Below are 23,611 nucleotides of genomic sequence, written 5' to 3'. Positions count from 1 at the left end.
GAATTAAATATTGTTTCTTTTAAATGTAAATTATAATAGATAGAATGAAAAAGATAGTAATGATTGCGTTTGCTCTGGGTCTATTGAATAACCAAGCTAGTTTTGCACAAGCAAATGCAAATGCCTCTAAAGAGAAAAAGGTACTGTTTATGATCGTAGATGGTATTCCTGCAGATGACTTAGAACGTGTATATACACCAAACATTGATCAGGTTTCAAAAGATGGGGGATATACAAGAGCGTATCTTGGAGGTGAAAGAGGAGGATATTCTGAAACTCCTACAATTTCGGCAGTAGGTTACAACTCGCTTTTAACAGGTACATGGGCTAATAAACACAATGTTTGGGGAAATGATATCACGGCTCCTAATTATAACTATTGGACCATTTTTCGCTTTTTAGAAGAACAATATCCTGAAAAGAAAACAGCAATATTTTCAACCTGGCTCGACAACAGAACCAAATTAGTAGGTGCTGATTTGAAAGAAACAGGCTCTTTGAAAATCGATTTTACGTATGATGGATTTGAGTTGGATACTGTCCGGTTCCCGCATGATAATAAGAGTGATTATATCCTTAAAATAGATGAAGAAGTAGTAAACAAGGCAGCAGATTATGTTAAAGAAAATGCACCTGACCTTAGCTGGGTTTATCTTCAATATACAGATGATATGGGCCATATCCATGGAGATAGCCCTGAAATGGATAGGGGAATACAATTGGTCGACAGACAAGTTGGTGAAATCTATAATGCTATTAGATACAGAGAGTTGGTAATGAATGAAGAATGGCTATTGATCATTACAACAGATCATGGTCGGGATATCATAACAGGAAAAGGTCATGGAGGCCAATCAGATCGTGAAAAAACTACCTGGATAAGCACGAACTCGAAACACCTAAACTCTCATTTTTATGCGAATACTCCGGCTGTGGTAGATATTTTGCCGAGTATAGCTAACTTCATGAATATTGAAATTCCTGCTAATCAGGAAAAAGAATTAGATGGTGTGCCTTTTATTGGTGAAGTATCTGTTTCTCATCCAATTGTTAAAGTAAAAGGTGATAGCCTGCAAATTGAGTGGACTCCTCATGTACGGGAAGGAAATGTTAAAGTTTGGTTAGCAGAAACCAACAACTTTAACATTGATGGAACTCCTGATCAATATAAGCTGTTAAATGAAGTTCCAGCCATCAGTAGAAAACTTATTGTTCCTTTCAAACCAGGTAAATCTAAAATTTATAAAGTAGTAATTGAAGGAAAGGAAAACATGATAAACAGATGGGTTGTTATACCCTAGCATAGATTCTCTTTATTATCATTAAAACTTGATGGAAAGGACAAGAGTTGCATTTTTTGCAGAAATACTAATAGAAGACTTTGATGGAGCTTCTAGAACAATGTTTCAATTAATTAATAGAATTGATAAGGAGAGGTTTGAATTCTTGTTCATATGTGGGGTAGGGCCAGACCAGTTAAATGGTTATGAATGTGTGAAGATCCCTGTTATTAATCTTCCAATTAATGCCGGCTATACAATGGCGTTGCCCACTTTAATGAAGAAAGAAATAAAGAAGAAGCTAAAAGAGTTTAAACCGGAAGTAATTCACATAGCAACCCCCTCCTTGTTAGGGGGCTTTGCTTTAAAATATGCTCGCAAAAACAACCTTCCTATTATTACAATCTATCATACACATTTTATATCTTATATAGATTATTATTTAAAGCATGCTCCTTTTTTAATTAATAGGGTAAAACATGCTATCGCAAAAAGTCAAAAAGACTTCTATAATAAATGCGATAAAGTGTATGTTCCTGCAGAAAGTATAAAGAGCGAGCTAAAGGAAATAGGCATCAAGCCATTTAGAATGAAAATATGGAAACGAGGCATCGATACTGAATTATTCTCGCCGAAACATAAAGATCTAAACTTAATACAACAATTAGTAGGAAATAACAATCCAACCATCATATTCGCCAGCCGTTTGGTATGGGAAAAGAATTTAGAAATCCTGTTTCATATCTATGAATTATTGCAAGGCAGAGAGATCAATCTCCTGGTTGTTGGAGATGGAGGCGCAAAAAAAGCCTGTGTCTCTAAAATGGAGAATGCTATCTTTACTGGTAAAGTAAGCCATCAGGAATTAGCTATTTTATATGCAAGTGCCGATGTGTTTTTATTTACATCTATATCAGAAACCTACGGAAACGTGGTGCTGGAGGCGATGGCTTCCGGTCTGCCTTGTGTTATTGCAGACGGTGGTGGTTCAAAAGACTTTATTGACCAAGGAGTCAACGGATTTAAATGTGAGCCCTATAATGAATATGATTATCTGGAGAAATTATTATTGGTCTTGCAAAAGAACGATCTTAAGCAGCAGTTTATTCAAGAAGGATTGAATTATACTAAACAGCTAAGTTGGGAGCAGCTTGCTTATGAATATTTTGATGATTTGGACCAGCTGGCTCATCCTTTAATAATAAATAGGTAATACACCATGAAGAGATGGATCGTCATCCTTATTACCATCTGTATTGCAGCTTCTCTGATTGTTTTTATACAGAAAACAAATCTTGAAGAAGTAATTAACTCTCTTCACACCGTAGGTTATAAATTTATATGGTTATTAATAATTACAGGCACTGCCTATATTTTTGGCACCATTAGTTGGCGATATTGCCTTGAAAAGAAATTCAGATCCATATCCATACTTCGCCTGTTCTTAATTCGCCATATAGGAGAAACAGTAAGCCTTTTTAACCCCACTAGTATTGTTGCCGGAGATACTGTAAAGGCCATGCTTTTAGGTGCCCATGGTATAGAAAAGAGGAAAGTAATAACCTCTGTATTGTTAAGCAGAATAATATTGATAATAAGTCAGTTAGGCTTATTTTTAATCGCGGTAATTATTATTTTCTTAAAAGCAATAGCCTTTTCAAAGATCGATTCGCAAGAAAGAACAGCAGGTTTATACCCTTTTATTCTCGTTAAGTATAAAGCCTTAAGAGTTAAGATAGTAAATCTATTTAGCGAAATATTACCCATGTTTAAGAATAACAGAAGAATGTTGTTCATGTCTATATTATTCGCTCTCTTGCATTGGCTCTTTGGTTCTTTAGAGTTCTATTTTATTTTAAAGTTTTTAGGTGTAGATGTAAGTATCCTACATGCTTTAATAATAGATTTGGGTGTCGTGTTTTTTAAAGCAGCAGGTGCATTTATTCCGGGGCAAATTGGTGTTGAAGAGTACGGCAATAAGATCATGTTGATGCTTGTTGGTATTCCTGATCATGAAATATGGATATCTGCATCTGTTTTAAGAAGAGCAAGGCAATTGGTATGGGCAGCTTTTGGAATTAGTGCTTATTTCTTGTTTTTTAATAGACACAGTAATTTTCAGAAAGAATAGTATGGAAATTTTGTTTGTAAGCCATAAGTATCCTCCTGCAACAGGCGGCATGGAAAAGCAAAGCTTTCAACTAATCGATGGAATGAGAAGGCTTACTAAGGTTCATGCTATTGTCTACGAAGAAAAAGAAAGCAAGTTCAAATTCTTTAAATCACTTAACAAACGAATAAATAAAGTACTCAAAGATCATCCTGATATTAAGGTCATTCATTTTAATGACGGACTCATTGCTGCATTCTGTCTATTTTTCACAAGCTTAAATCATGTAAAACGAACGGTAACTCTTCATGGCTTGGATGTTGTTTTTCCTTCATTCATTTATCAGAAACTCATTTTTCCACTGTTTAATAAATTCGATTTAATTATTGCAGTCAGCACCGCAACAGCAAATGCCTGTGAATTACGAGGAATATCAAGGGAGAAAATTGTCACTATTAATAATGGGGTAGATATCAGCCCTATGATTAAAATGACTAGAAATGAAGTTGATCGATTATTGCGTAAAAAATATCAGGTAGCAAGTAAAGATAAAAGATTGTTAGTTGCAATTGGGCGCCCTGTAAAGAGAAAGGGCTTTTCCTGGTTTATAGAAAATGTGATGCCCCATCTGCACAATGACTTTACTTTATTGCTTATAGGTCCAATCTCAAAACCAGTTAATAGTCATCGATTTTTTAATGCTTTACCTTCTTTTATGAGAAGAAAAACGGAGCTCCTTTTTGGACTGCCAAGCGATGAATATTCAATTGAGAAGCAGATTAAAAGTCAAATTGGGAATAGAGTAATACGATTAGGGAGGTTGCCATCGGCCGATATTAAGATTATCTTAGGAGTAGCAGATGCCTTTATTATGCCTAATATAGAGGTAAAAGGAGATATGGAAGGTTTCGGATTGGTTTGCATAGAGGCAAGCATGTGTGGAACTAATGTGTTTGCTTCTGCAAGTGGAGGTATTACCGATGCTGTAATTCATAATAAAAATGGAATATTATTACCTCCTGCAAGTGCTGTTGCCTGGATTAAAGCATTGAATAATTTAATTGATGAACCTCAAACCATCGATCTTAACCCGAATGAAATCATTTCATTCACACGCGATCATTTTAGCTGGCAGAAAATGTGCGCAGAATATCTAACATCCTTTTCTGCATTAAAATAATTGTCCTATATAACACCTATATTTGTTATCTTTAGTGCAATATATCTATCACATTATCACTTACTTAACCTAAAACTAGATCTAAATTATTTATGAAAAAAGGAGTACTTCTATTTGTTTGTTGTCTTTTGACTCTGTATGCGGTCGCACAGAAGCAAAATGCGAACTATCGTTATCATATAAAGAAAACCACCTCACCAATCGTTGTAGATGGTTTGATGGATGATGAAGCCTGGGCGCAAGCAGAAGTAGCCAAAGATTTTTTCATGATCCTGCCCATGGATACAAGTTTCGCTAAACAGCAAACAGAGGTTCGCATGACCTATGATGATCGTAACATCTATATAATTGCAATAAATCACGATAATGCACCAGGCCCTAACGTTATAGAATCGCTTAAGCGCGATTTCGCATTTATGAAGAATGACTTGTTTCAAGTATTTCTTGATCCTTTTGATAGCCGGACAGATGGTTTTTCTTTTGGGGTAAATGCTGCCGGAGCACAAATGGACGCATCACAATCCGACGGTGGTAAAGAAGATATGAGCTGGGATAATAAGTGGACATCAGCTGTAACGCAGGCTCCGGGCCGCTGGGTTTTCGAAGCGGCAATTCCGTTCACAAGTATTCGCTATGCAAAAGATAGCAAAGAATGGGGTATTAACTTTGCCCGTAATGATCTTAAAACGAATGAGAAATCAAGCTGGGGACCTATTCCTCGTCAATTTCCTGCTCATTCATTAGCTTATACAGGTGTGCTTGTATGGGATCAGGCACCTCCTTCTGCTGGTACTAATATTTCCATAATTCCCTATGTATTAGGCGGGGTTTCAAAAGACTATGAAAACAATACCTCTACGAGCTATCGTAAAGATATTGGTGGCGATGCAAAAATTGCCATTACCTCTTCGCTTAACCTGGATCTTACTGTAAATCCAGACTTTTCTCAGGTTGATGTAGATGAGCAAGTAGTTAATTTAGATCGCTTTGAATTGTTTCTTCCTGAAAAGCGACAGTTCTTTTTAGAAAACGGCGATCTGTTTTCCAATTTCGGATATCAGGATCTTCGTCCATTTTTCTCCAGACGTATCGGCTTAAATGCACCCATCCGCTATGGAGCAAGACTATCCGGCAAGTTGGATAAAAATTGGCGAATAGGCTTAATGAATATTCAAACGGGCGATGTAAAGGAAGATGATGTTTCTGCTCAAAACTATGGAGTGCTTACCCTTCAAAGAAGAGTGTTCTCACGGTCAAGCATCTCATTGATGGTTATCAATAAGCAGGCTACCAATGCGCTCCCAACTGATCTTTCAGATCGTTATAATCGAAACGTAGGACTGGAATATAACCTTGCCAGCTCTAATAACCTCTGGAATGGTAAGGCCCTTGTAATGAAATCTTTTTCGCCCGATGATAATAACGGATTTGTGCAGGCTGCGCATCTTGAATATGAAAGCAAAGTATGGAACTTCTTTCTGGAAGAACAATACGTAGGTCAGAATTATATATCTGAAGTAGGCTTTATTCCTCGGAATGGCTATATTAAGATTAGTCCAAGAGCTGGTTATAATATGTTCCCGACAGAAGGTAAGGTATTGAGCCACGGTGTTCGTTTTTCATCTGAACAATTCTTTGATACAAAAATGAATTCTACAGATAATCAATCTCGTTTAGCTTATGAGTTTAATTTCCGTAATCAAAGTGTTCTTGAAATGGACGTTGAACATAACTATGTTAAGCTCATGCATCCTTTCGATCCCACTAACAGTGGAAAAGGCTTCCTTGCAGAAGGCAGCAAGCATCGGTGGAGTGCTATAGAAGTAGAGTATGAATCTAGTCCGCAGAAGGTGTTTACCTATGCAGTTGAAGCATCTTATGGAGGTTATTACGATGATGGAAGACGTATCGGTATCTCTTCAGAATTAGGATACCGTTTCCAGCCCCATGTTGTAATCGGATTAAAAACCTCGTTTAATGATCTGCGCTTACCCGATCCGTTCGGACATACATCCTTCTGGCTGGTTGGTCCACGACTTGATGTGTCTTTTACCAATACACTTTACTTAACAGCATTTGCGCAGTATAATCAGCAACGCGATAATATGAATCTGAATACCCGCTTGCAATGGCGTTATAAACCAGCCTCTGATTTCTTTATTGTGTATGGCGATAACTACGACCCTACATCCTCCTTCAATGTTAAAAACCGACAACTGGTCGTAAAATGGACTTACTGGTGGAATCTATAAGTAAAAACTAATTTATAGCTAGTCTATTCATCATATTTTAATTCAAGGCTTTATCTGAAACAGATGAGGCCTTTTTTTATTGTTAATATAATGAATAGGCTTGAGTTTTATCAAACAGGGACCAAACAGTGGTTGAACAGTGGTTAAACAGTGGTCAAGCAGTGGTCAGACAGTCCTATTACCACTGTTCAATCACTGTTTATCTTCTGTTAAAACACTGTTTATATAGTATGAGGTTAGATGAGCTTTTTTAAGAAAATTTACTATCTTAGTTAGGAGCTAAAAATTAATTGTTAAATCCTATAAATCTGTACATTATGAAATTAAACTTAAGAGGAAGCCCTGTAATAATGATGGTATTTTTGTTGCTTATTTCAGCAGCAGTAAAGGCACAATCGGCAGCAGCGCTTACCGGATCCTGGCAATCACAAGAGGGTGATACAAAAACAGTTCTTCTGTTTCAGGATAACTATTTTACGCAAAGCGTATTTAAAGCTAAGGAGTTTGTAATGACTTTTGGCGGCCCTTATACGGTAGAGAATAATGCAATTAAAATCAATGTTGAGTTCAATTCAGCCAATGGGGAAGAGGTTGGAAAGCAACTAACATCGAACTTTTCTATCAATGGAAATAACCTTCAGCTTGCTTTAAATAATAAGGCAGCAAGCTTGCAACGCACAGGCGATGGAAGTGCTCCTTTGGATGGTGTATGGCAAATAACCGGCAGAATGCAAGAGGGAAAGGTAGAGCCGATTAATCATACAGGTACGCGTAAAACATTGAAGATGCTAACAGGTGGCCGTTTTCAGTGGTTTGCGATCGATCCGGCTACTAAGATGTTTTCAGGAACCGGTGGAGGCACGTACAGCTTTGTTAACGGTAAATACACAGAAAATATTGAGCTCTTTTCTAGAGATAATAATCGTGTAGGAGCAAGCCTTAGCTTTGATGGAAAGCTGGAAAACGGCGATTGGCATCATAGCGGATTAAGCTCTGCAGGCGCTAGTATTTACGAGGTATGGGGCCGGGTTGAGTAAATCCTTTTGATGATTAACCCTATAATACAGAAGAAATATACGGCTGCAGCACCAATTACGTTGAGCCACAAGAAAGAAATAATATCTAAGCTGTAAACAAGGATTACTGTTATTTCGGCTAAAATAGCTGCAACAAATACATTAGGGCCTTCGACCTTCTTAAAGTAGAAGGCCACTAAAAATATCCCTAATATAGGTCCGTAAAAGAGGGAGCCGAGAATGTTAACAGCCTCAATCAATGATCCCATCTGGGTGGCAAACATGGCTACTCCAATAGAGAAAATTGTCCAGCCCAAGGTATGCAGGCGGCTGCAAATTAATTGCCTTTTATCGTCATGTTCTCCTTTGTAAAAGCTTTGTTGAATGTCTTTGTAGGAAGAGGTTGCCAAAGAGCTTAAAGCTGCTGCAATAGAGCCCCAGGATGCCATAAAAATAACTGCAAAGAGTAGCCCGATCATGCCTGTTGGCAGGATGTTCTGAACAAAATAGAGGAAAATATAGTTAGTATCCGTTTTCTCAATACTGATATTCTTTTCATTGATGGTAGTCTCAACCTGACCGTGTAACTCTTTGATCTTTTGCTGGTTCAATTTGTATTCTTGAACGGTATTGTCAATAGCATTTGAGCCATTATCGCGCTGTTCTAATAGCTGATTGGAAAGTGCTATTTGTTTATCCTGCAATATATTATGCTCAGCGGTAAAGTCGGAAGCAATTTGAGGATAGTTGTTTTCTAATAGATTGAATGAGCGCTCATTGAAATAAACAGGTGCTGGTTTTAAAGCAAAGAATGCGAATAAGAGTGCTCCTATCAATAGAATGCTAAACTGTAAAGGGATTTTAACCAAGCCGTTTAAGAGTAATCCGATTCTTCCTGTCCTGGTATTTTTTGCCGATATATAACGTCCTACCTGACTTTGATCGGTACCGAAGTAGGAAAGAGCAAGGAAGAAACCTCCAATGACTCCACTCCAAATGTTGTATCGATCGTTTAAATCGAATTCTGTTGTAATAACATTGAGCTTTCCTGATTTTCCGGCGATAAACAAGGCATCACTAAAGGATACTCCTCCCGGGAGGTTTTGAATCAACAGGTATCCGGCGAAAGCCATGGTTCCTAATATGATCAGAAACTGTAGCTTCTGGGTATGTGCAACTGCTTTAGCACCTCCTGTATAAGTATAAATAAGCAACAGTCCGCCTGTAAGGATATTGGTTAAATAAATATTCCAGTCAAGAATGGTTGATAGAATAATACTAGGTGCGTAGATACTTATTCCGGTTGAAAGCCCTCTGGAAAGAAGGAAAAAGAAAGAAGTAAGAACACGTGTTTTTTGATCGAATCGCTGTTCAAGGAATTCATAAGCTGTATAAACTTTTAACCGTTGAAATATGGGTATAAAAGTGATGGAAATGACGATCATGGCCAGGGGTACGCCAAAATAATATTGTACGAAGCGCATCCCATCGGTATAGGCTTGTCCGGGTGCCGAAAGAAAGGTAATAGCACTTGCCTGAGTTGCCATAATGCCGAGCATGACAACATACCAGGGCATTTGTTGATTTGCTAAAAGATAGGAGTGTGCATTCTTTTGTCCGCGTCCTTTGAATATTCCGTATACAATGGTCGCAAGTAATGTTATACACAGAACCGCCCAGTCGAACTTGCTCATTCCCAATATTTAGTAAAAAGATAATACAATATAATTTGTGCAACCAATGCTATAAATAATAGAAGGTACCATAAATTCCAGCTCTCAAAATCTTTCTTTTTCATCATTTTCCGATTGAAAGCATGTTAAAGAATAATTTGGTTGCACCCTTGTTACCAATGGTTAGTTGTCTGAAAAAAGCCAAAGGAGTATATATAAAGTATCCTTTTCCGTATTGTGTATAAATGGTTCCTCCTTCAAGAGGCTCTTCGCCTGTATCGTTCATTTTGAATAGAGGAGTATAATGTTCATCCCAGGTGTTTAAGAAATAGAGGCCTCTTTCTTGAATCCATCCCTGAAAATCTGTTTGAGTGATCTTGTTTGGGGTATTTAAAAGCGGACTTGCCGGAGCTAGAAACTCAACCGGCGAATTCTCTTCGGTTACCCGGTTTCTTCCTATAGTGAAAGGATAGGGGCCGATGTTGGTGGTAGACATGTCTTGCAGGGTATTGAACTGCATAATTACCGTTCCGCCGTTCTGAATGTATTGATTCAGGACAGGCATCCATTGCGGCATTCTTTTTTCTACGTTTATAGCCCGGATACCTGCTATAATTGCATCGAAGCCTATTAGTTTGCTGACATTCGCGAAGTCGCTTTCTTGTAGGATAGTAACTTCGATTCCTGCCATGCGTAAGAAATCAGGAATGATGTCTCCTGCTCCTAGAATATAACCTACCTTATGAGCCTTTACCTGTAAATCGCCATTAACAAGCAGTGTACTTGCCGAGGTAAAGTATTGTAGAGTTGGTATGTGGTTATAGCGTATAATGTGTTTGTCTTTTGTATAAGATTTATTTCCAACCTGCAGCGCAGCTTCCAGGGAAGGATTAGTTGTAGCCGATCTGTTGTTTATTTCAGTTGGATTGATTCGGATATGAATGGTTGTATCAGAATTAGCTCTTAAATTAATGTTGTTTACAGTAGATAGAAGCTGATTGCCGCTTTTGATAGTCAGACTTGCATTTGGAATGTCTTTCTCAGAATGAAGGATAACTTCTACATTAGGGTTTGCACTTTGGAAGAATAATGGTTGTGAGAATTTAATGTTTACGGCTGGTATAATTCGCAGGGGTTCTACCAGGTCACCTTTAATAGGATCTAATTTTTTGTAAGAGAAAGGTACGTTCACTTCGAATGCTTCATCACCAATCAGCAGTGATAATTTTGCGTTTAGAGCTGATGGAGCCAGTGGTAAGCCGACAAGCGAATCGATCTGAACATCGTATTGTGCTGCGCTCTTAAAAGGGTGTTTTAACCAGTAGGGTTCAGAGATTTCGCTGTTTTCCGGAATCTGTACTTCGTAGCTGAAATTAGTTAAGGAGTCAGGAAATAGTTTTTTATTTAGCTGTTCTGCATGAAGAGGATACTGTATTTTTTGGATGGATACCGGGCTTTCTGATCTGCTTATTACGTTCAGTTGGAAAGCTAGTTTATCACCGGCTACAGCCTCAGGTACTTTGGTTACCATTTCTGCCATGAATCCAGAAGCACTGAGTATAATTTGATCAAGCGCGAGTAGCTTTTCTTCTTTTAGCTTTTTATCATCGATTGATCGGATTAGTTTTCTGAGTGCCAGAAGTTGCGGAACGCTTCGATCAGGCCTTCTGAAATCATATTGAGCAATCAGTTGATCAAGCGCATTATCGATCGCTGGTTTTTGTATGTCTGTCCAGCTCGATTTAATACCATCGAATAGTGATGTTTTGATTGGGTCTCCCAGTACAGGTGTGAAGTATTCAGTACGAATACCAGCAACCGATGCTGTTCCTGCTCCCTGGCTTTGGTGCATACTTCTGCTTAATCCGGCAAGTTCGCCATAGCCCATTCCTAAGCCCGGATCGTATTGTCCGATGGTAACTTTAAACTGATCTTCGCTTGTGGTGTTTTCACTTCCGAAGCGGAACGTGTTTCCTACTAATCTTTTTGCTTGCCAAACATCAACCTTTGTAAGCTGTTCAGGATATCGGTTTTTATCGGCTGCAGCTTTAAAGGCTTCTTCAGCAATGATTGCTGAAGACCAGTGCTGGCCATGACCAGCTGCCGCGCTTGGTGGAAACCGGGTAATAATGATATCGGGGCGGAAGTTTCGGATTACCCATACTACGTTTGCCGTAATTTTATCAGCATCCCATTGTTTGAAGGTATCGTCTGGGTTTTTGGAAAAGCCAAAGTCGATAGCTGTTGAAAAGAATTGTTTAGCACCGTCAACTTTCCGTGCTTCCAGCAACTCATAAGTTCTGATTAGGCCTAATGCAGGGCCTTGCTCGCTACCGATTAAATTTTGTCCGCCATCTCCTCTTGTAAGAGATAAATAAGCAGTATTGATATGTTGTTGATTTACCAGCCAAGCCAGTAGTCCTGTATTCTCATCGTCTGGATGTGCTGCTAAATAAAGTACTCTGGGCAGCTTTTTCAGCATATTAATCTCCTTATAAATATCGTCTGAATTTGAAGGGCGGATCTGTTGAGAGAACGCACCAAATGAATAAAATAGTGACAGTATAAGTAGAAAATATTTCATCTCGGTTATAATTAATTTGCTAAAAATAGGTAATTGCAGAGGTATTCCAAATCATTCTTCTAAATAGGTGTGTAACAAAATTGTCTATAAAAAAAGCAGGCTGCCTCATTGAGGCAGCCTGCTTTTTGACCGTATTAATTTCCTGTATTAAAATGCGAAGCGGATGGATAATCCAAATCCTTCTGCATCAAAACCTGTATCCGGGGTAATTTCAAGTGCTGGTTTCCAGTCTAAAGAAACATTGATAGGCGCTCCGGTAAACTTGTAATCAAGACCTAAAACACCATCAAAGCTTAAAGCAACTTCAGAGTTGTCTGTATGCTTATTAGTATAAACACCAACACCACCACCGGCACCGTAATACCATTTAAGTCCGGGCGCATTGTTTATAGGATTATGGAATTCATATAAACCGATAACACGAAACGTAGAATAAGAATCTTTTTTGCTTCTAAAATTGACAATAAAGTCTAGTGCACGATCATTGTCTATAAAATGTTTGAAGGTTATACCATTCGCAATTCCGAATCTTCCTCCAATTGCATTCCGATAGTCGGTTCCTAGTTCCTGAGCCTGAGCTTGTTGTTGAGATAGACCGAATACTCCGATCGTTAAAAAAAGTAAAAATAATTTTTTCATGTTCATTTTTTATTTGATGATGCTTTTTTACCTCCAAATTTAGTGCCAAGCATCCATAAATGATGGAATTGCTAATAGTTTTGTGGATATTTTATTTTAGAGCATCTTTTTGATTAAATAAATTATTAAATTGGGAAAGGTAGGATAACTTTAAATTCTTTAAGAAATGGCTGAGATTAAAAGAGTATTTGATTTATTGAAAAACTATGAAAAGCATTTTTCAAAAGAGGTTATGGTTGCCGGAAAGTTTGATGGGAAGTGGAAAATATATAGTACTGAAGACTTTATACACCTGGTTAATGATTTAAGCAGGGCACTGGCTTTTAAAGGAATTGCAAAGAATGATAAGGTTGCTTTGATGTCGGCTAATAGGCCCGAGTGGAACTTTTGCGATTTTGGTGTTATGCAATTGGGAGCAGCAGTAGTTCCATTATACCCAACTTTAGCTGAACAGGATTTGCAACATATCCTGAAGGATGCAGAAGTGAAAATGATCTTTGTATCAAATGCTGAACTGTATGCAAAGCTTAGAGTAGCATTGGATGCTGCATCATCGGATATCCCGGTATATTCTTTTGATAGGATTGAAGGCGTTACATGCTGGCTTGATTTGTTAGAAGAGGGAAAATCAAAAGGAATAGATTTGAATGAGTATCGGGATGCTGTTTCGGAAGACGATCTGTTAACGTTAATATATACTTCGGGTACTACCGGTAAGCCTAAGGGAGTTTGTTTAAGCCATCTAAATTTGATGAGCAATGTAATGGCTTGTCAATCCTTATTTCCTGCGGAATATAAAGTGGCCGTAAGTTTCCTTCCGCTTTCTCATGTTTTTGAGCGGATGGTGGTTTATATATACTTTTCTTTGGGAATATCGGTTTATTATGCAGAGAGTATGGACACGATTATTAAGGATATTAATGATGTTAAACCGAATGGTTTTACAACGGTTCCGAGGGTATTGGAGAAAGTGTATGAGGCGATTGTTGCTAAGGGAAAAGCTCTTACCGGTATTAAGAAAGGGATTTTCTTTTGGGCATTAGATTTAGGATTAAAATACAAGGAACCTCTTAATAATAGTGCTTTTTATAATTTGCAATTGAAGATAGCCCGGAAACTGGTGTTTGTTAAATGGCAGGAAGCCTTAGGAGGAAATGTTGTTGCATTGATATCTGGGGGAGCTGCTTTACAAGAACGTTTGGCCCGTGTTTTCTGGGCAGCAGATATTCCGGTTTTAGAGGGTTATGGACTTACTGAAACTTCGCCTGTAATTGCAGTTAACGGAACCAGGGATGATGAGATTAGATTTGGTACGGTAGGTAAGGTGCTTTCTAATTTGGAGGTGAAGATTGCTGAAGACGGAGAGGTATTGTGTAAAGGGCCCAGCGTTTTTAAGAACTATTATAAAAATGAACAGGCTACGGCAGACGTTTTGGATAAGGATGGCTTTATGCATACGGGAGATATCGGTGAGCTTAGTAAAGATGGCTTTTTGAAAATAACAGATCGTAAAAAAGAGATGTTCAAAACCTCCGGCGGAAAGTTCATTGCTCCGCAGGCCTTGGAGAATAAGTTTATGGAATCTGTTCTTATTGCCCAGGTGATGGTAATAGGAGAAGGCAGGCGATTTCCATCCGCATTGATTGTACCCGCATTTGATCAATTGAAATCCTGGTGTAAGGTGAAGGGGATTGAATGGACCAACAAGGAGGAAATTATTAAATTGCCGACAGTTATTGATAAATATCAGCGAGAGATTGATCGGTTAAATACTGATTTTGGTCATTGGGAACAGATCAAGAAATTTATTCTTTTACCAAAAGAATGGACCATAGAGGCCAGTGAGCTAACACCCAAGCTTAGTTTAAAGCGAAAGGTTATTTTGAGCAATAATGCGCAGGATATAGAAGCACTTTATGCAGAAGGAGATTCTAATTAGTAGTTTCCTCTATCTTTTTTCCTTTTTTAGCTACTATAATTAACAGTAAAGAGCCCAATATAGCAGATAGGAGTGACCCTATTAGGATGGAGAACTTTGCTTCAGACATTAAGTGAGTTGAGTTTGAAAAAGAAAGAAGGGAAATGAAAATAGACATGGTAAAACCGATACCAGCTATCATTCCAACACCCAATACATGGACCCATCGTGCCTGATCGGGCATTTTACTAATACCCAGTTTGACTGCTATCCAGGATGCTATAAATATACCGACAGGCTTACCAATTAATAGGCCTAAAATTATACCGTATCCAAGCGGAGTGAACAGTCCTTCAACCATTCCGCTTTCAAAGGTGATGTTGGTGTTGGCTAAAGCAAAGATAGGAATGATGATAAAGTTTACCGGGTTAATTAAAAGGTGCTCTAGTTTTTCTAAGGGAGACTCTTTAGCATCCGGAGTGGTTGGTAAAGTAAAAGCTGTAATAACTCCGGCAATGGTAGCGTGAATTCCTGAATGATGGATAAAGTACCAGATAAAAGCACCCGGAATAAGGTAGAAAGCAAGGTTTTTTACTCCGAGACGATTGAAGATAATAAGTAGTAAAACAAATCCTCCGGCATATAATAAGTAGGTGTATTCTAAGGATGATGAATAGAAAGTAGCGATTACTAAAATTGCTATCAGATCATCAACAATGGCCAGAGCCGCTAAAAATATTTTCAGGGATACGGGCACGTTTTTCCCCAACATGGTGATGATTGCTACAGCAAAGGCTATATCTGTAGCCATCGGAATTGCCCAGCCAGCATCGGTTTCTAAGCCAATATTAAATGAGTGATAGATTAAAGCAGGAATGATAACTCCACCCAATGCTGCCAGTATCGGAAGGGAAGCTTGTTTAATAGAAGATAATTCACCTTCAACTAATTCACGCTTGATTTCCAGGCCTACCAAAAGGAAGAAGATGGCCATTAATCCATCATTGATCCAGGATGCAACACTGTATTCTAAATCGACGTTATCTGTTTTAAATCCAATAATTTTATCCAGCAGTCCATTAAATCCGGTAGCTAAAGGAGAGTTGGCAATGATTAAGGAAACTATTACACAAAAGATTAAAATTATTCCGCCAGAAGTTTCAGATTTCAGGAAATTTCTAAAGCTATTCAGGTTAATAGGATTCGTCATGTCGCAAAAATATAAATATAAAGCAATGTTTATTGCTTTATTAGCAATAAAACAGGGTGTTTTTTTCTTAATCTATTAATTTATTGATGTTTTCCATTTCTCCAAATATAACCAGTAAGTCGTCTGCTTCCATCCTGGTCCCTGATGTAGCAATGCCGGAAGCTTCCTTTATAGTCTTTTTAATCCCTTTAGATTCTACTTCATTTGTTTTAATGGTGGTGAGAACGATTACCTTATATTCATTGGTGAAGTTGGCCTCAGCCAATGTTTTTCCCACATATTTTTCTGGCACTTTGGCTTCAATAATGCTGTAATTATCCGATATTTTAAAGGAGTCTACTACATTCAGATTGACTAATCGGACGGCTAAACGCTCCGCAGATTCTTCTTCGGGCATAATAAATTCGTCGATTTTCATTGCCTCTAAAACAGTTTTTTGCAGGTCAGAAACTGCCCGTGTAAGGATTCGTTTGATATCGAATTGTTTGAGAACGGCTGTGGTCATTAAGGAGGCAGCTTCATCTTCACCGATAGCTACTATTACCGCATTGGCATCTTTTAAAGGAAGAGAACCTACAGCATCCCGGTCGGTAGCATTTAAACAGACTGTATGAGTGATCTTATCTTTAAATTTCTCTACTTTCTTCATATCGTTATCTATGCCAATAACCTCATGACCTAATTCGGTTAAACGGATTGCGAGGGCTTTTCCAAAATGTCCTAGTCCAAAAACGATGAATTTCATATCTAAAATAGATTTAATTATAAATTATAGCTGTACCGTATCAGAAGGATAACGATAAGCTTTTATTTTGGTGTTTTTAACAAATGCAATTAATAATGTTAATGCTCCTATTCGCCCGATAAACATAGCAAATACCAGAATGATCTTGCCACTTTCAGAGAGCTCAGGAGTTATACCCAGACTTAAACCACTAATTGCAAAAGCAGAAAGACTTTCAAAAGCTAAGGCTCTGAAACCTTTTTCACTATCGGTAATGGATAGTAAAAATAGAACAGTTCCGATAATGATAAAAGATAGAATAATAACTGCCAGTGCTCGTATGCTGGTATCTTTTGTTATTCGGCGTTTAAAAAGTTCCAGGTTTTCTTTACCTCTGGCAATGCTAAATATATTTAAAAATGAAATGGCGAAGGTCGTAGTTTTTATTCCTCCTCCGTTTGATCCTGGAGAAGCACCCACCCACATAAGGAAAAAGAGAAGCAGGATAGATGGTGAAGCAAGCCCTTGTATATTAACTGTTGAAAAACCTGCTGAACGCGGTGTTGCACTTAGAAAAAAGGAGGTTACAATTTTCCCCCATAATGTTTTATGTTCCTGAAGGATGTTATTATATTCAAGGATGAAGAATAGAATGGTGGCCCCGGTTAGTAAAAAAGCGGTTGTATAAAGGATTATTCTTGATGTAAATGTGAGCTCCTGTGCTAAGAACTTAACAGGTTCATTGTATCTGATTTTTCGATAAAGCCCTGTTATTCGCCTTTTAAAATAGGCGTAGGTATTTGCCATTATATTAAAACCTAATCCGCCAAATATGATTAATACAGCTATGATTAAGTGGATGTTATAATTGAAACGAAGAAGAGGATTATAAAGTCCGTCTTGTATGGTTGAGAAGCCAGCATTACAGAAAGCGGAAATGGCATGAAAGACTGAAAAATAAACTCTTTCTCCATATGAGCTGAATACATTGGAAGGAAGATTAAAGAATATAAATAGGGCACCGATTGCTTCAAATAACAAAGTAATAAATACAATCTTCGATAAGGTTTTCATAACGGACCCGATCTTATCTTCGCTTAATAATTCTGTATACATCAATTGGTTTTTATATGAAAAACCACCCGTAAAGAAATAGCCAAAGAATCCTGTAAAGGTCATGATACCCAATCCTCCTAGTTGAATTAAAACCAGTATAACCGTTTGTCCGAATTGTGTGAATTTGACCGAGACATCAAAAACAGTTAGTCCGGTAACACATACTGCACTGGTAGCAGTGAAGAGCGCATTTACAAAGCTAAGGTTTCCGTCTGTTGTTGAATTAGGTAAGACCAGTAGTAATGTGCCAATGAGAATAAGCATAAGAAAGCTTATGACAAAGAGTATGGTTGGATTGAAATAAAAGTCATCGAAGAAAAGGCTGACTTTGGATACCGCGATCAATAAAGTAGCAAAGACACCAAAATAGATCCATTCTGCTTGTAAGAAATGTAAGTGGCCAGCTGATAATCCGAATACATTGGAAAGCATGATGAACAAGAAATAAAGAGAAAGAAAGATCTCTCCATATTGGATTAACTTACGTTTTTTGACAAAGAAAAGGATAAGAACCAGCCTCGCTATATGTAAAATTCCGATAAGGAAAAAGGTATAGCGAAGGAAATGATCAACTAATAGAATGGCCTCTAAATTGGTATTATAGCCTAAGTTAAATAGAATGGCGACTGAACAGCCTAAACTTAAATACAATAAACACTGATCTGTAATTTTGAGGATCTGTGTTAGATTGTTATTTATGCTTTTAACCATACTATTTTAGCTTTTTTCTGAAAGTGTCAGCTTAATTGTTGCCTAAATGTAGGTAATAATATGGAAAGGCTAGTTGGCAGATTTTCTTTTTAAAGCCTTATTCGCTCTTTTTTGAGCAATCTTTATTTTATAATTAAACCAACGTTGCTTAAAAATTCTACGCATAGCATTGTCAAAATACCGAACAAAAACAAGGTTCTTGAAGCCGCGCCAGCGGTCGATGGGTTTGGTTGGGAGTGCTCTGACGCTGATAGAAAAACCTTCGGTTACATATTGAATGAAATGCCAATAGCCGGAAGGCATAAGTAAAGTTTCTCCCGGTTTTATTTCTGCTTCAAAACCTTGAATGTTCTTTAACGCCGGGAATTGTTCGTAATCGGGCTCTTTTAAATTAGCAAGACTATGGAAGCTAAAAGGAATTCTATAGAGATTGGTAGATTGATCAAGAGGAAATAGCCAGATCCTTTTTATTCCTTTATATTGTGAAATAAAGACATGAGACATGTCAATATCATAATGGTTGCGCGTGCTTGATCCTTCTCCCCCAAAGAAAAGATAAGGAAGCCATTTCAGGACCTTCCCATTTGTTACATCGTTATAAATGATGTCATGGTTGAGCTCAGGTTTGAGCTTAAGTAAATTAAAAAGGAAGATACGAAGATCTGTAGGCTCTCTTTCGATTAAATCAAGATATTCAGAAAACTTCATTTTCGTTACGGGTGCACTTGCGACCCGATCGCGTGAGGTTTCTTCTTTACCAAAGAGCGATATGATCTGATCGCCGGCTATTTCTTTAAAATAGCTATAATTCCATTTATGTAATGCTGGACTGTCTTTATGAATAAAGTCAGTAAGAATAACAGGTTTTCCTGGATTTAAATAGTTAGCAATGAATTCCTCACTACTAATTCCCGATACCCTTTCAACTTTTTTTAATTGCACAATGTATCTCAGTTTAAAATACTATTAAAACAAAAATAGCTAATCTAATTTAATAAAAAAGCTATTGAACTTTTTGTTAGAAAATAAACAAAAGATTTCTTTGCATGTTATAGCTATAAAGCATAGATTTGTTATGCAAGCATAATAAATCTATTTGAATGGCAAAGGACAATACGATTGATTATTATTTAAAAACGGCCTGGCAGTCGGTAGCTAATTCGTACAATCAGGCTGCTTCCAAAGTGGGGTTAACGCAGGCCTCTGGCTATGTTTTAATCAATATTCATAAAGAAGGAACTGCGGTTTCGCAGATAGCCAGTTTACTAGGGGTTCGATCTACGAGTCTTTCCAGGATGTTAAGCGCTATGGAAAAGCAAGGTTTAATTTATCGGGAGGTAAGTGAACTGGATAAGCGGTCTGTAAAGGTATTTTTAACAACATTGGGTGTTGAAAAAAGGGAAATGGCAAAGGGCATTGTACGTGATTTTAATGATTACTTAGTAGCTCATATGTCAGAAAGTGAACGATTAAAGCTAGAGAGCTCGCTTATTAAAATCAATCAATTATCGCAAAAGTTTTTTCAGGATCATATTAAAGAGTCATAAATTATGGAAAGAAGGATTAAGAGAGTAGCGGTTTTGGGATCAGGTGTTATGGGTTCTAGAATTGCTTGCCATTTTGCTAATATTGGGGTGGAAGTGTTGCTGCTTGATATTGTTCCCAAAGAGCTATTGCCTGCAGAAGAGAAGAAGGGGTTGACTATTGAAAACCCTTTGGTGCGTAATAGGATTGTAGATGGTCATTTAAAAAGTGTCGTCCAATCAAATCCTTCGCCTATATTCAGTAAATCTGTTTTAAAGAGAATTAAGACTGGGAACTTTGAGGATAATATGAAAGATATTGCTTCGGCCGACTGGATTATTGAAGTTGTGGTGGAGCGATTAGATATTAAGAAACAGGTTTTTGAGCAAGTTGAAAAATATCGTAAAGCAGGAACGCTTATTACTTCTAATACATCCGGGATTCCTATTCATTTGATGGCAGAAGGCCGTTCAGATGATTTTAGAAAACATTTTTGTGGTACACACTTTTTTAATCCCCCTCGTTATTTGCGCTTGCTTGAAATTATTCCTACATCAGAAACTGATTCTGAAGTGGTTTCTTTTTTGATGCATTATGGAGATAAATTTTTAGGAAAAACTACAGTTTTATGTAAAGATACACCTGCATTTATTGGCAATAGGATTGGCGTATATGCAATGCTGGCCCTGACTCATTTAGTTGAGAAATTTGATCTATCTGTTGAAGAAGTGGATAAGTTTACCGGACCTATTTTAGGAAGACCAAAATCAGCAACCTTTAGAACTGCCGATGTAGTTGGATTGGATACTTTGGTGAATGTTGCGAATGGTTTGTATGAGAATGCTCCCTCGGATGAAGCTAAGGAAGTATTTAAGCTGCCGGGCTATATTCAAAAAATGGTTGATAATAAGTGGTTGGGAGAAAAGTCTGAGCAGGGCTTTTATAAAAAGATTAAAGATGAGGCTGGAAAAACGGAAATATTAGCTCTTAATCTTAAAACATTAGAATACAGCAAGCAGGATAAGGTAAAGTCTGCTACTTTGGAGGAAGCTAAAGCTGTAGAGGATCTGCGTCAGCGAATGAAAGTTTTTGATAAAGGAAATGATAAGGCTGCTGAGCTGTTTAGAGCAGCTAATTATCCTTTATTTGAATACGTATCTAATCGGGTTCCTGAAATATCGGATGAGCTGTATCGAATTGATGATGCTATGCGAGCTGGTTTTGGATGGGAATTAGGGCCTTTTGAAATATGGGATGCATTGGGAGTAAAAGATACGGTTGAAAAAATAGAGAAAGCGGAAGTGCTGTTGCCCGGTCAACAAGGGAAAGTGGCCTCTTGGGTATACGAGATGCTGGAGGGTGGAAATGAAAGCTTCTATAGGGTAGAAGATGGGATTAAGAAATTCTACGATATTAAGAGTAAAAGTTACCAGATTATCCCAGGATCTGAAGATTTTATTGTCTTAGATAATTTAAGAGAAAAGCATACGATATGGAAGAATAGCAGCATCAGCATTATTGATTTGGGAGATGGTATTTTGAATGTAGAGATCCACTCGAAAATGAATACCATTGGCGGAGATGTTCTTCAGGGGATTAATAAAGCAATTGATCTGGCTGAAAAGGAATACCGTGGTTTGGTGATTGGGAATGATGGAGCTCTTTTCTCTGCAGGTGCAAATATTGGAATGATCTTCATGCTTGCTGTAGAGCAGGATTTTGATGAACTCAATATGGCCGTGAAGATGTTTCAGGATACTTCCATGCGTTTGCGCTACTCATCTATACCTGTTGTGCTAGCACCTTTTAATATGACATTAGGAGGAGGTTGTGAGTTTTCAATGCATGCTGATTTTGTACAGCTCCACGCAGAAACTTATATGGGATTGGTTGAGTTTGGTGTAGGCGTTATACCTGGAGGCGGTGGCTCTAAAGAAATGGCAATACGGGCATCGGATGATTTTAAAGAAGGCGCTATAGAGCAAGCTGTTTTAAGGGATAAATTTTTAACGATCGGACAAGCTAAGGTTTCTACATCAGGCCTGGAGGCTTTTGAATTGGGATATTTACAGGCAGGAAAGTTTGCTATTACGATGAATAGAAGCAGGTTATTAGCTGATGCAAAAGCAAAGGCCCTGGAGTTGGCTGATGCAGGATATACGCAACCGGTGCAACGAAATGATATTAGAGTATTGGGTAAACAAGGTTTGGGTATTGTATATGTGGGTGCGAACTCTATGATGACGGGAAATTATATTTCTGAACATGATAAATTAATTTCTGAGCGACTTGGATGGGTAATGTGTGGTGGGGATTTATCTGAACCCACCGAAGTTTCAGAACAATATTTATTGGATTTGGAACGAAAGGAATTCTTATCGCTGGTGGGTACTAAGAAATCATTGGAAAGGATTCAGTTTATGTTAACCAAGGGTAAACCTTTAAGAAACTAAGATTATGGAAGCATATATAGTAGCAGGATATAGAACAGCTGTGGGTAAGGCTCCGCGTGGAGTATTTCGCTTTACGAGAGCAGATGATTTAGCGGCAGATGTAATTAAGCATTTGGTTGCTTCGGTTCCGAATTTAGACAAAGAAGAAATTGATGATGTGATTGTTGGTAATGCAACTCCTGAGGCTGAGCAAGGTTTAAATATTGGCAGAATGATTTCCTTGATGGGTTTGGATATTGAGAAGGTGCCGGGTATGACAGTTAATAGATACTGCTCATCCGGTTTAGAAACAATTGCCATTGCTGTTGCCAAGATCAAATCGGGTATGGCTGATATGATTATTGCCGGTGGAGTGGAAGTAATGTCGGGTATGCCTTTTGGCGGATGGAAATTAGTGCCTAATGAAGCGGTTGCGAAAAAACATCCCGACTGGTATTGGGGTATGGGTTTAACTGCAGAAGCTGTTGCTAAAGAATTTCAGGTGAGTCGTGAGGATCAGGATCTGTTTGCTTTTAATTCACATCAAAAAGCATTGGATGCCATTAAGAACGGTCGATTCAAAGAGGATATTGTTCCGATCACAGTTCATGAGAACTATTTAGAAGGTGGTAAGAAAATCAAAAGTCGGGAATATATTGTCGATACAGATGAAGGTCCTCGTGCCGATACAAGCTTAGAAAAGCTAGCAGCACTAAAACCTGTATTTGCTGCAGGAGGCTCTGTTACAGCTGGTAATTCATCACAAACTTCAGATGGTGCTGCCTTTGTTCTGGTTGTATCAGAAGCCAAACTGAAGGAGTTGAATTTAGAACCTATTGCGCGTTTGGTTAGTTATGGCGTGGCAGGTGTTCCTCCTCGTATTATGGGAATAGGGCCGGTTAAAGCTATTCCGATTGCTTTGAAAAAGGCAGGTATGAAATTAGAAGAGATAGATTTAATAGAATTGAATGAAGCTTTTGCTTCTCAATCATTAACGGTTATCAGGGATGCAGGTCTGAATCCGGAAATAGTAAATGTAAACGGTGGTGCAATTGCAATGGGACACCCATTGGGCTGTACTGGTGCAAAGCTTTCTGTACAGATTTTTAATGAATTAAAGCGGAGAGATAAAAAATATGGTTTAGTAACTATGTGTGTGGGAACTGGACAAGGTGCGGCGGGTATTTTTGAGATGTTATGATTTGTGGCAGGAGAAAGATTGATTTTATAAAATATTGAGAA

The 23,611-nt window shown here is 37.9% G+C and carries 17 protein-coding genes; 10 read left to right on the top strand and 7 right to left on the bottom strand.

Annotated features, from left to right (window positions below; genetic code table 11):
* Nucleotides 1-44 precede the first annotated feature (44 nt).
* From C8N28_RS05525 to C8N28_RS05500, 6 genes are all read left to right on the top strand, one after another.
* Nucleotides 45-1,301 (top strand): alkaline phosphatase family protein, encoded by a 1,257-nt coding sequence (locus tag C8N28_RS05525; protein WP_132222302.1) that lies wholly within the window; start codon nt 45-47, stop codon nt 1,299-1,301.
* Nucleotides 1,302-1,332: 31 nt separating this feature from the next.
* Nucleotides 1,333-2,493 (top strand): glycosyltransferase, encoded by a 1,161-nt coding sequence (locus C8N28_RS05520; protein WP_132222300.1) that lies wholly within the window; start codon nt 1,333-1,335, stop codon nt 2,491-2,493.
* 6 nt (nt 2,494-2,499) lie between these two features.
* Nucleotides 2,500-3,411 carry a lysylphosphatidylglycerol synthase transmembrane domain-containing protein gene (locus C8N28_RS05515; RefSeq protein ID WP_132222298.1) on the top strand — a complete coding sequence of 304 codons (912 nt, stop codon included), beginning with the start codon at nt 2,500-2,502 and terminating at the stop codon, nt 3,409-3,411.
* Between the two features lies 1 nt (nt 3,412).
* On the top strand, nt 3,413-4,570 hold the full coding sequence (locus C8N28_RS05510; RefSeq protein WP_132222296.1) for a glycosyltransferase family 4 protein: 1,158 nt from the start codon (nt 3,413-3,415) through the stop codon (nt 4,568-4,570).
* Between the two features lie 92 nt (nt 4,571-4,662).
* A complete protein-coding gene (locus C8N28_RS05505) occupies nt 4,663-6,822 on the top strand; it encodes a DUF5916 domain-containing protein (RefSeq protein ID WP_132222294.1) in 2,160 nt (719 codons plus the stop codon).
* Between the two features lie 317 nt (nt 6,823-7,139).
* Nucleotides 7,140-7,859, top strand: a complete 720-nt coding sequence (locus C8N28_RS05500; protein ID WP_132222292.1) for a membrane or secreted protein — start codon at nt 7,140-7,142, stop codon at nt 7,857-7,859.
* Here C8N28_RS05500 and C8N28_RS05495 read toward each other — a convergent pair.
* The 3 genes from C8N28_RS05495 to C8N28_RS05485 all read right to left on the bottom strand — a co-directional run bounded on the left by C8N28_RS05495 (nt 7,832) and on the right by C8N28_RS05485 (nt 12,734).
* Nucleotides 7,832-9,532 (bottom strand): sodium:solute symporter, encoded by a 1,701-nt coding sequence (locus C8N28_RS05495; RefSeq protein ID WP_132222290.1) that lies wholly within the window; start codon nt 9,530-9,532, stop codon nt 7,832-7,834. The two genes, C8N28_RS05500 and C8N28_RS05495, sit on opposite strands and share 28 nt — an antisense overlap.
* 103 nt (nt 9,533-9,635) lie before the next feature.
* Nucleotides 9,636-12,095, bottom strand: coding sequence for a PIG-L family deacetylase (locus tag C8N28_RS05490; RefSeq protein ID WP_132222288.1), 2,460 nt, complete (start codon nt 12,093-12,095; stop codon nt 9,636-9,638).
* Between the two features lie 147 nt (nt 12,096-12,242).
* Nucleotides 12,243-12,734, bottom strand: a complete 492-nt coding sequence (locus C8N28_RS05485; RefSeq protein WP_132222286.1) for a hypothetical protein — start codon at nt 12,732-12,734, stop codon at nt 12,243-12,245.
* 166 nt (nt 12,735-12,900) lie between these two features.
* Here C8N28_RS05485 and C8N28_RS05480 point away from each other — a divergent pair, with 166 nt between their 5' ends.
* Nucleotides 12,901-14,673, top strand: a complete 1,773-nt coding sequence (locus C8N28_RS05480; RefSeq protein WP_132222284.1) for an AMP-dependent synthetase/ligase — start codon at nt 12,901-12,903, stop codon at nt 14,671-14,673.
* On the opposite strand, the gene nhaA is transcribed toward C8N28_RS05480, so the two are convergent.
* The 4 genes from nhaA to C8N28_RS05460 all read right to left on the bottom strand — a co-directional run bounded on the left by nhaA (nt 14,666) and on the right by C8N28_RS05460 (nt 19,355).
* Nucleotides 14,666-15,862, bottom strand: a complete 1,197-nt coding sequence (nhaA, locus tag C8N28_RS05475; protein WP_132222282.1) for a Na+/H+ antiporter NhaA — start codon at nt 15,860-15,862, stop codon at nt 14,666-14,668. The genes C8N28_RS05480 and nhaA overlap by 8 nt on opposite strands.
* Nucleotides 15,863-15,929: 67 nt before the next feature.
* Nucleotides 15,930-16,607 (bottom strand): potassium channel family protein, encoded by a 678-nt coding sequence (locus tag C8N28_RS05470; protein WP_132222280.1) that lies wholly within the window; start codon nt 16,605-16,607, stop codon nt 15,930-15,932.
* A gap of 24 nt (nt 16,608-16,631) precedes the next feature.
* Entirely contained in the window at nt 16,632-18,413 is a 1,782-nt protein-coding gene (locus tag C8N28_RS05465) for a TrkH family potassium uptake protein (RefSeq protein ID WP_132222278.1), read from the bottom strand.
* A 69-nt stretch (nt 18,414-18,482) separates the two neighbouring features.
* Nucleotides 18,483-19,355 carry a cupin-like domain-containing protein gene (locus tag C8N28_RS05460; protein WP_132222276.1) on the bottom strand — a complete coding sequence of 291 codons (873 nt, stop codon included), beginning with the start codon at nt 19,353-19,355 and terminating at the stop codon, nt 18,483-18,485.
* 158 nt (nt 19,356-19,513) lie between these two features.
* Here C8N28_RS05460 and C8N28_RS05455 point away from each other — a divergent pair, with 158 nt between their 5' ends.
* Genes C8N28_RS05455 through C8N28_RS05445 form a run of 3 tightly spaced genes read left to right on the top strand, consistent with a single transcriptional unit; the run spans nt 19,514 to nt 23,570 of the window.
* Nucleotides 19,514-19,960, top strand: a complete 447-nt coding sequence (locus C8N28_RS05455) for a MarR family winged helix-turn-helix transcriptional regulator (protein ID WP_132222274.1) — start codon at nt 19,514-19,516, stop codon at nt 19,958-19,960.
* 3 nt (nt 19,961-19,963) lie between these two features.
* Entirely contained in the window at nt 19,964-22,390 is a 2,427-nt protein-coding gene (locus C8N28_RS05450; protein ID WP_185140123.1) for a 3-hydroxyacyl-CoA dehydrogenase/enoyl-CoA hydratase family protein, read from the top strand.
* Nucleotides 22,391-22,394: 4 nt separating this feature from the next.
* A complete protein-coding gene (locus C8N28_RS05445; protein ID WP_132222270.1) occupies nt 22,395-23,570 on the top strand; it encodes an acetyl-CoA C-acyltransferase in 1,176 nt (391 codons plus the stop codon).
* Nucleotides 23,571-23,611 lie beyond the last annotated feature (41 nt).

The organism is Albibacterium bauzanense, from assembly GCF_004339765.1.
In the GTDB taxonomy this organism is placed as follows: Bacteria; Bacteroidota; Bacteroidia; order Sphingobacteriales; family Sphingobacteriaceae; genus Albibacterium; species Albibacterium bauzanense.
This window is presented reverse-complemented; position numbering and strand designations above follow the sequence as displayed.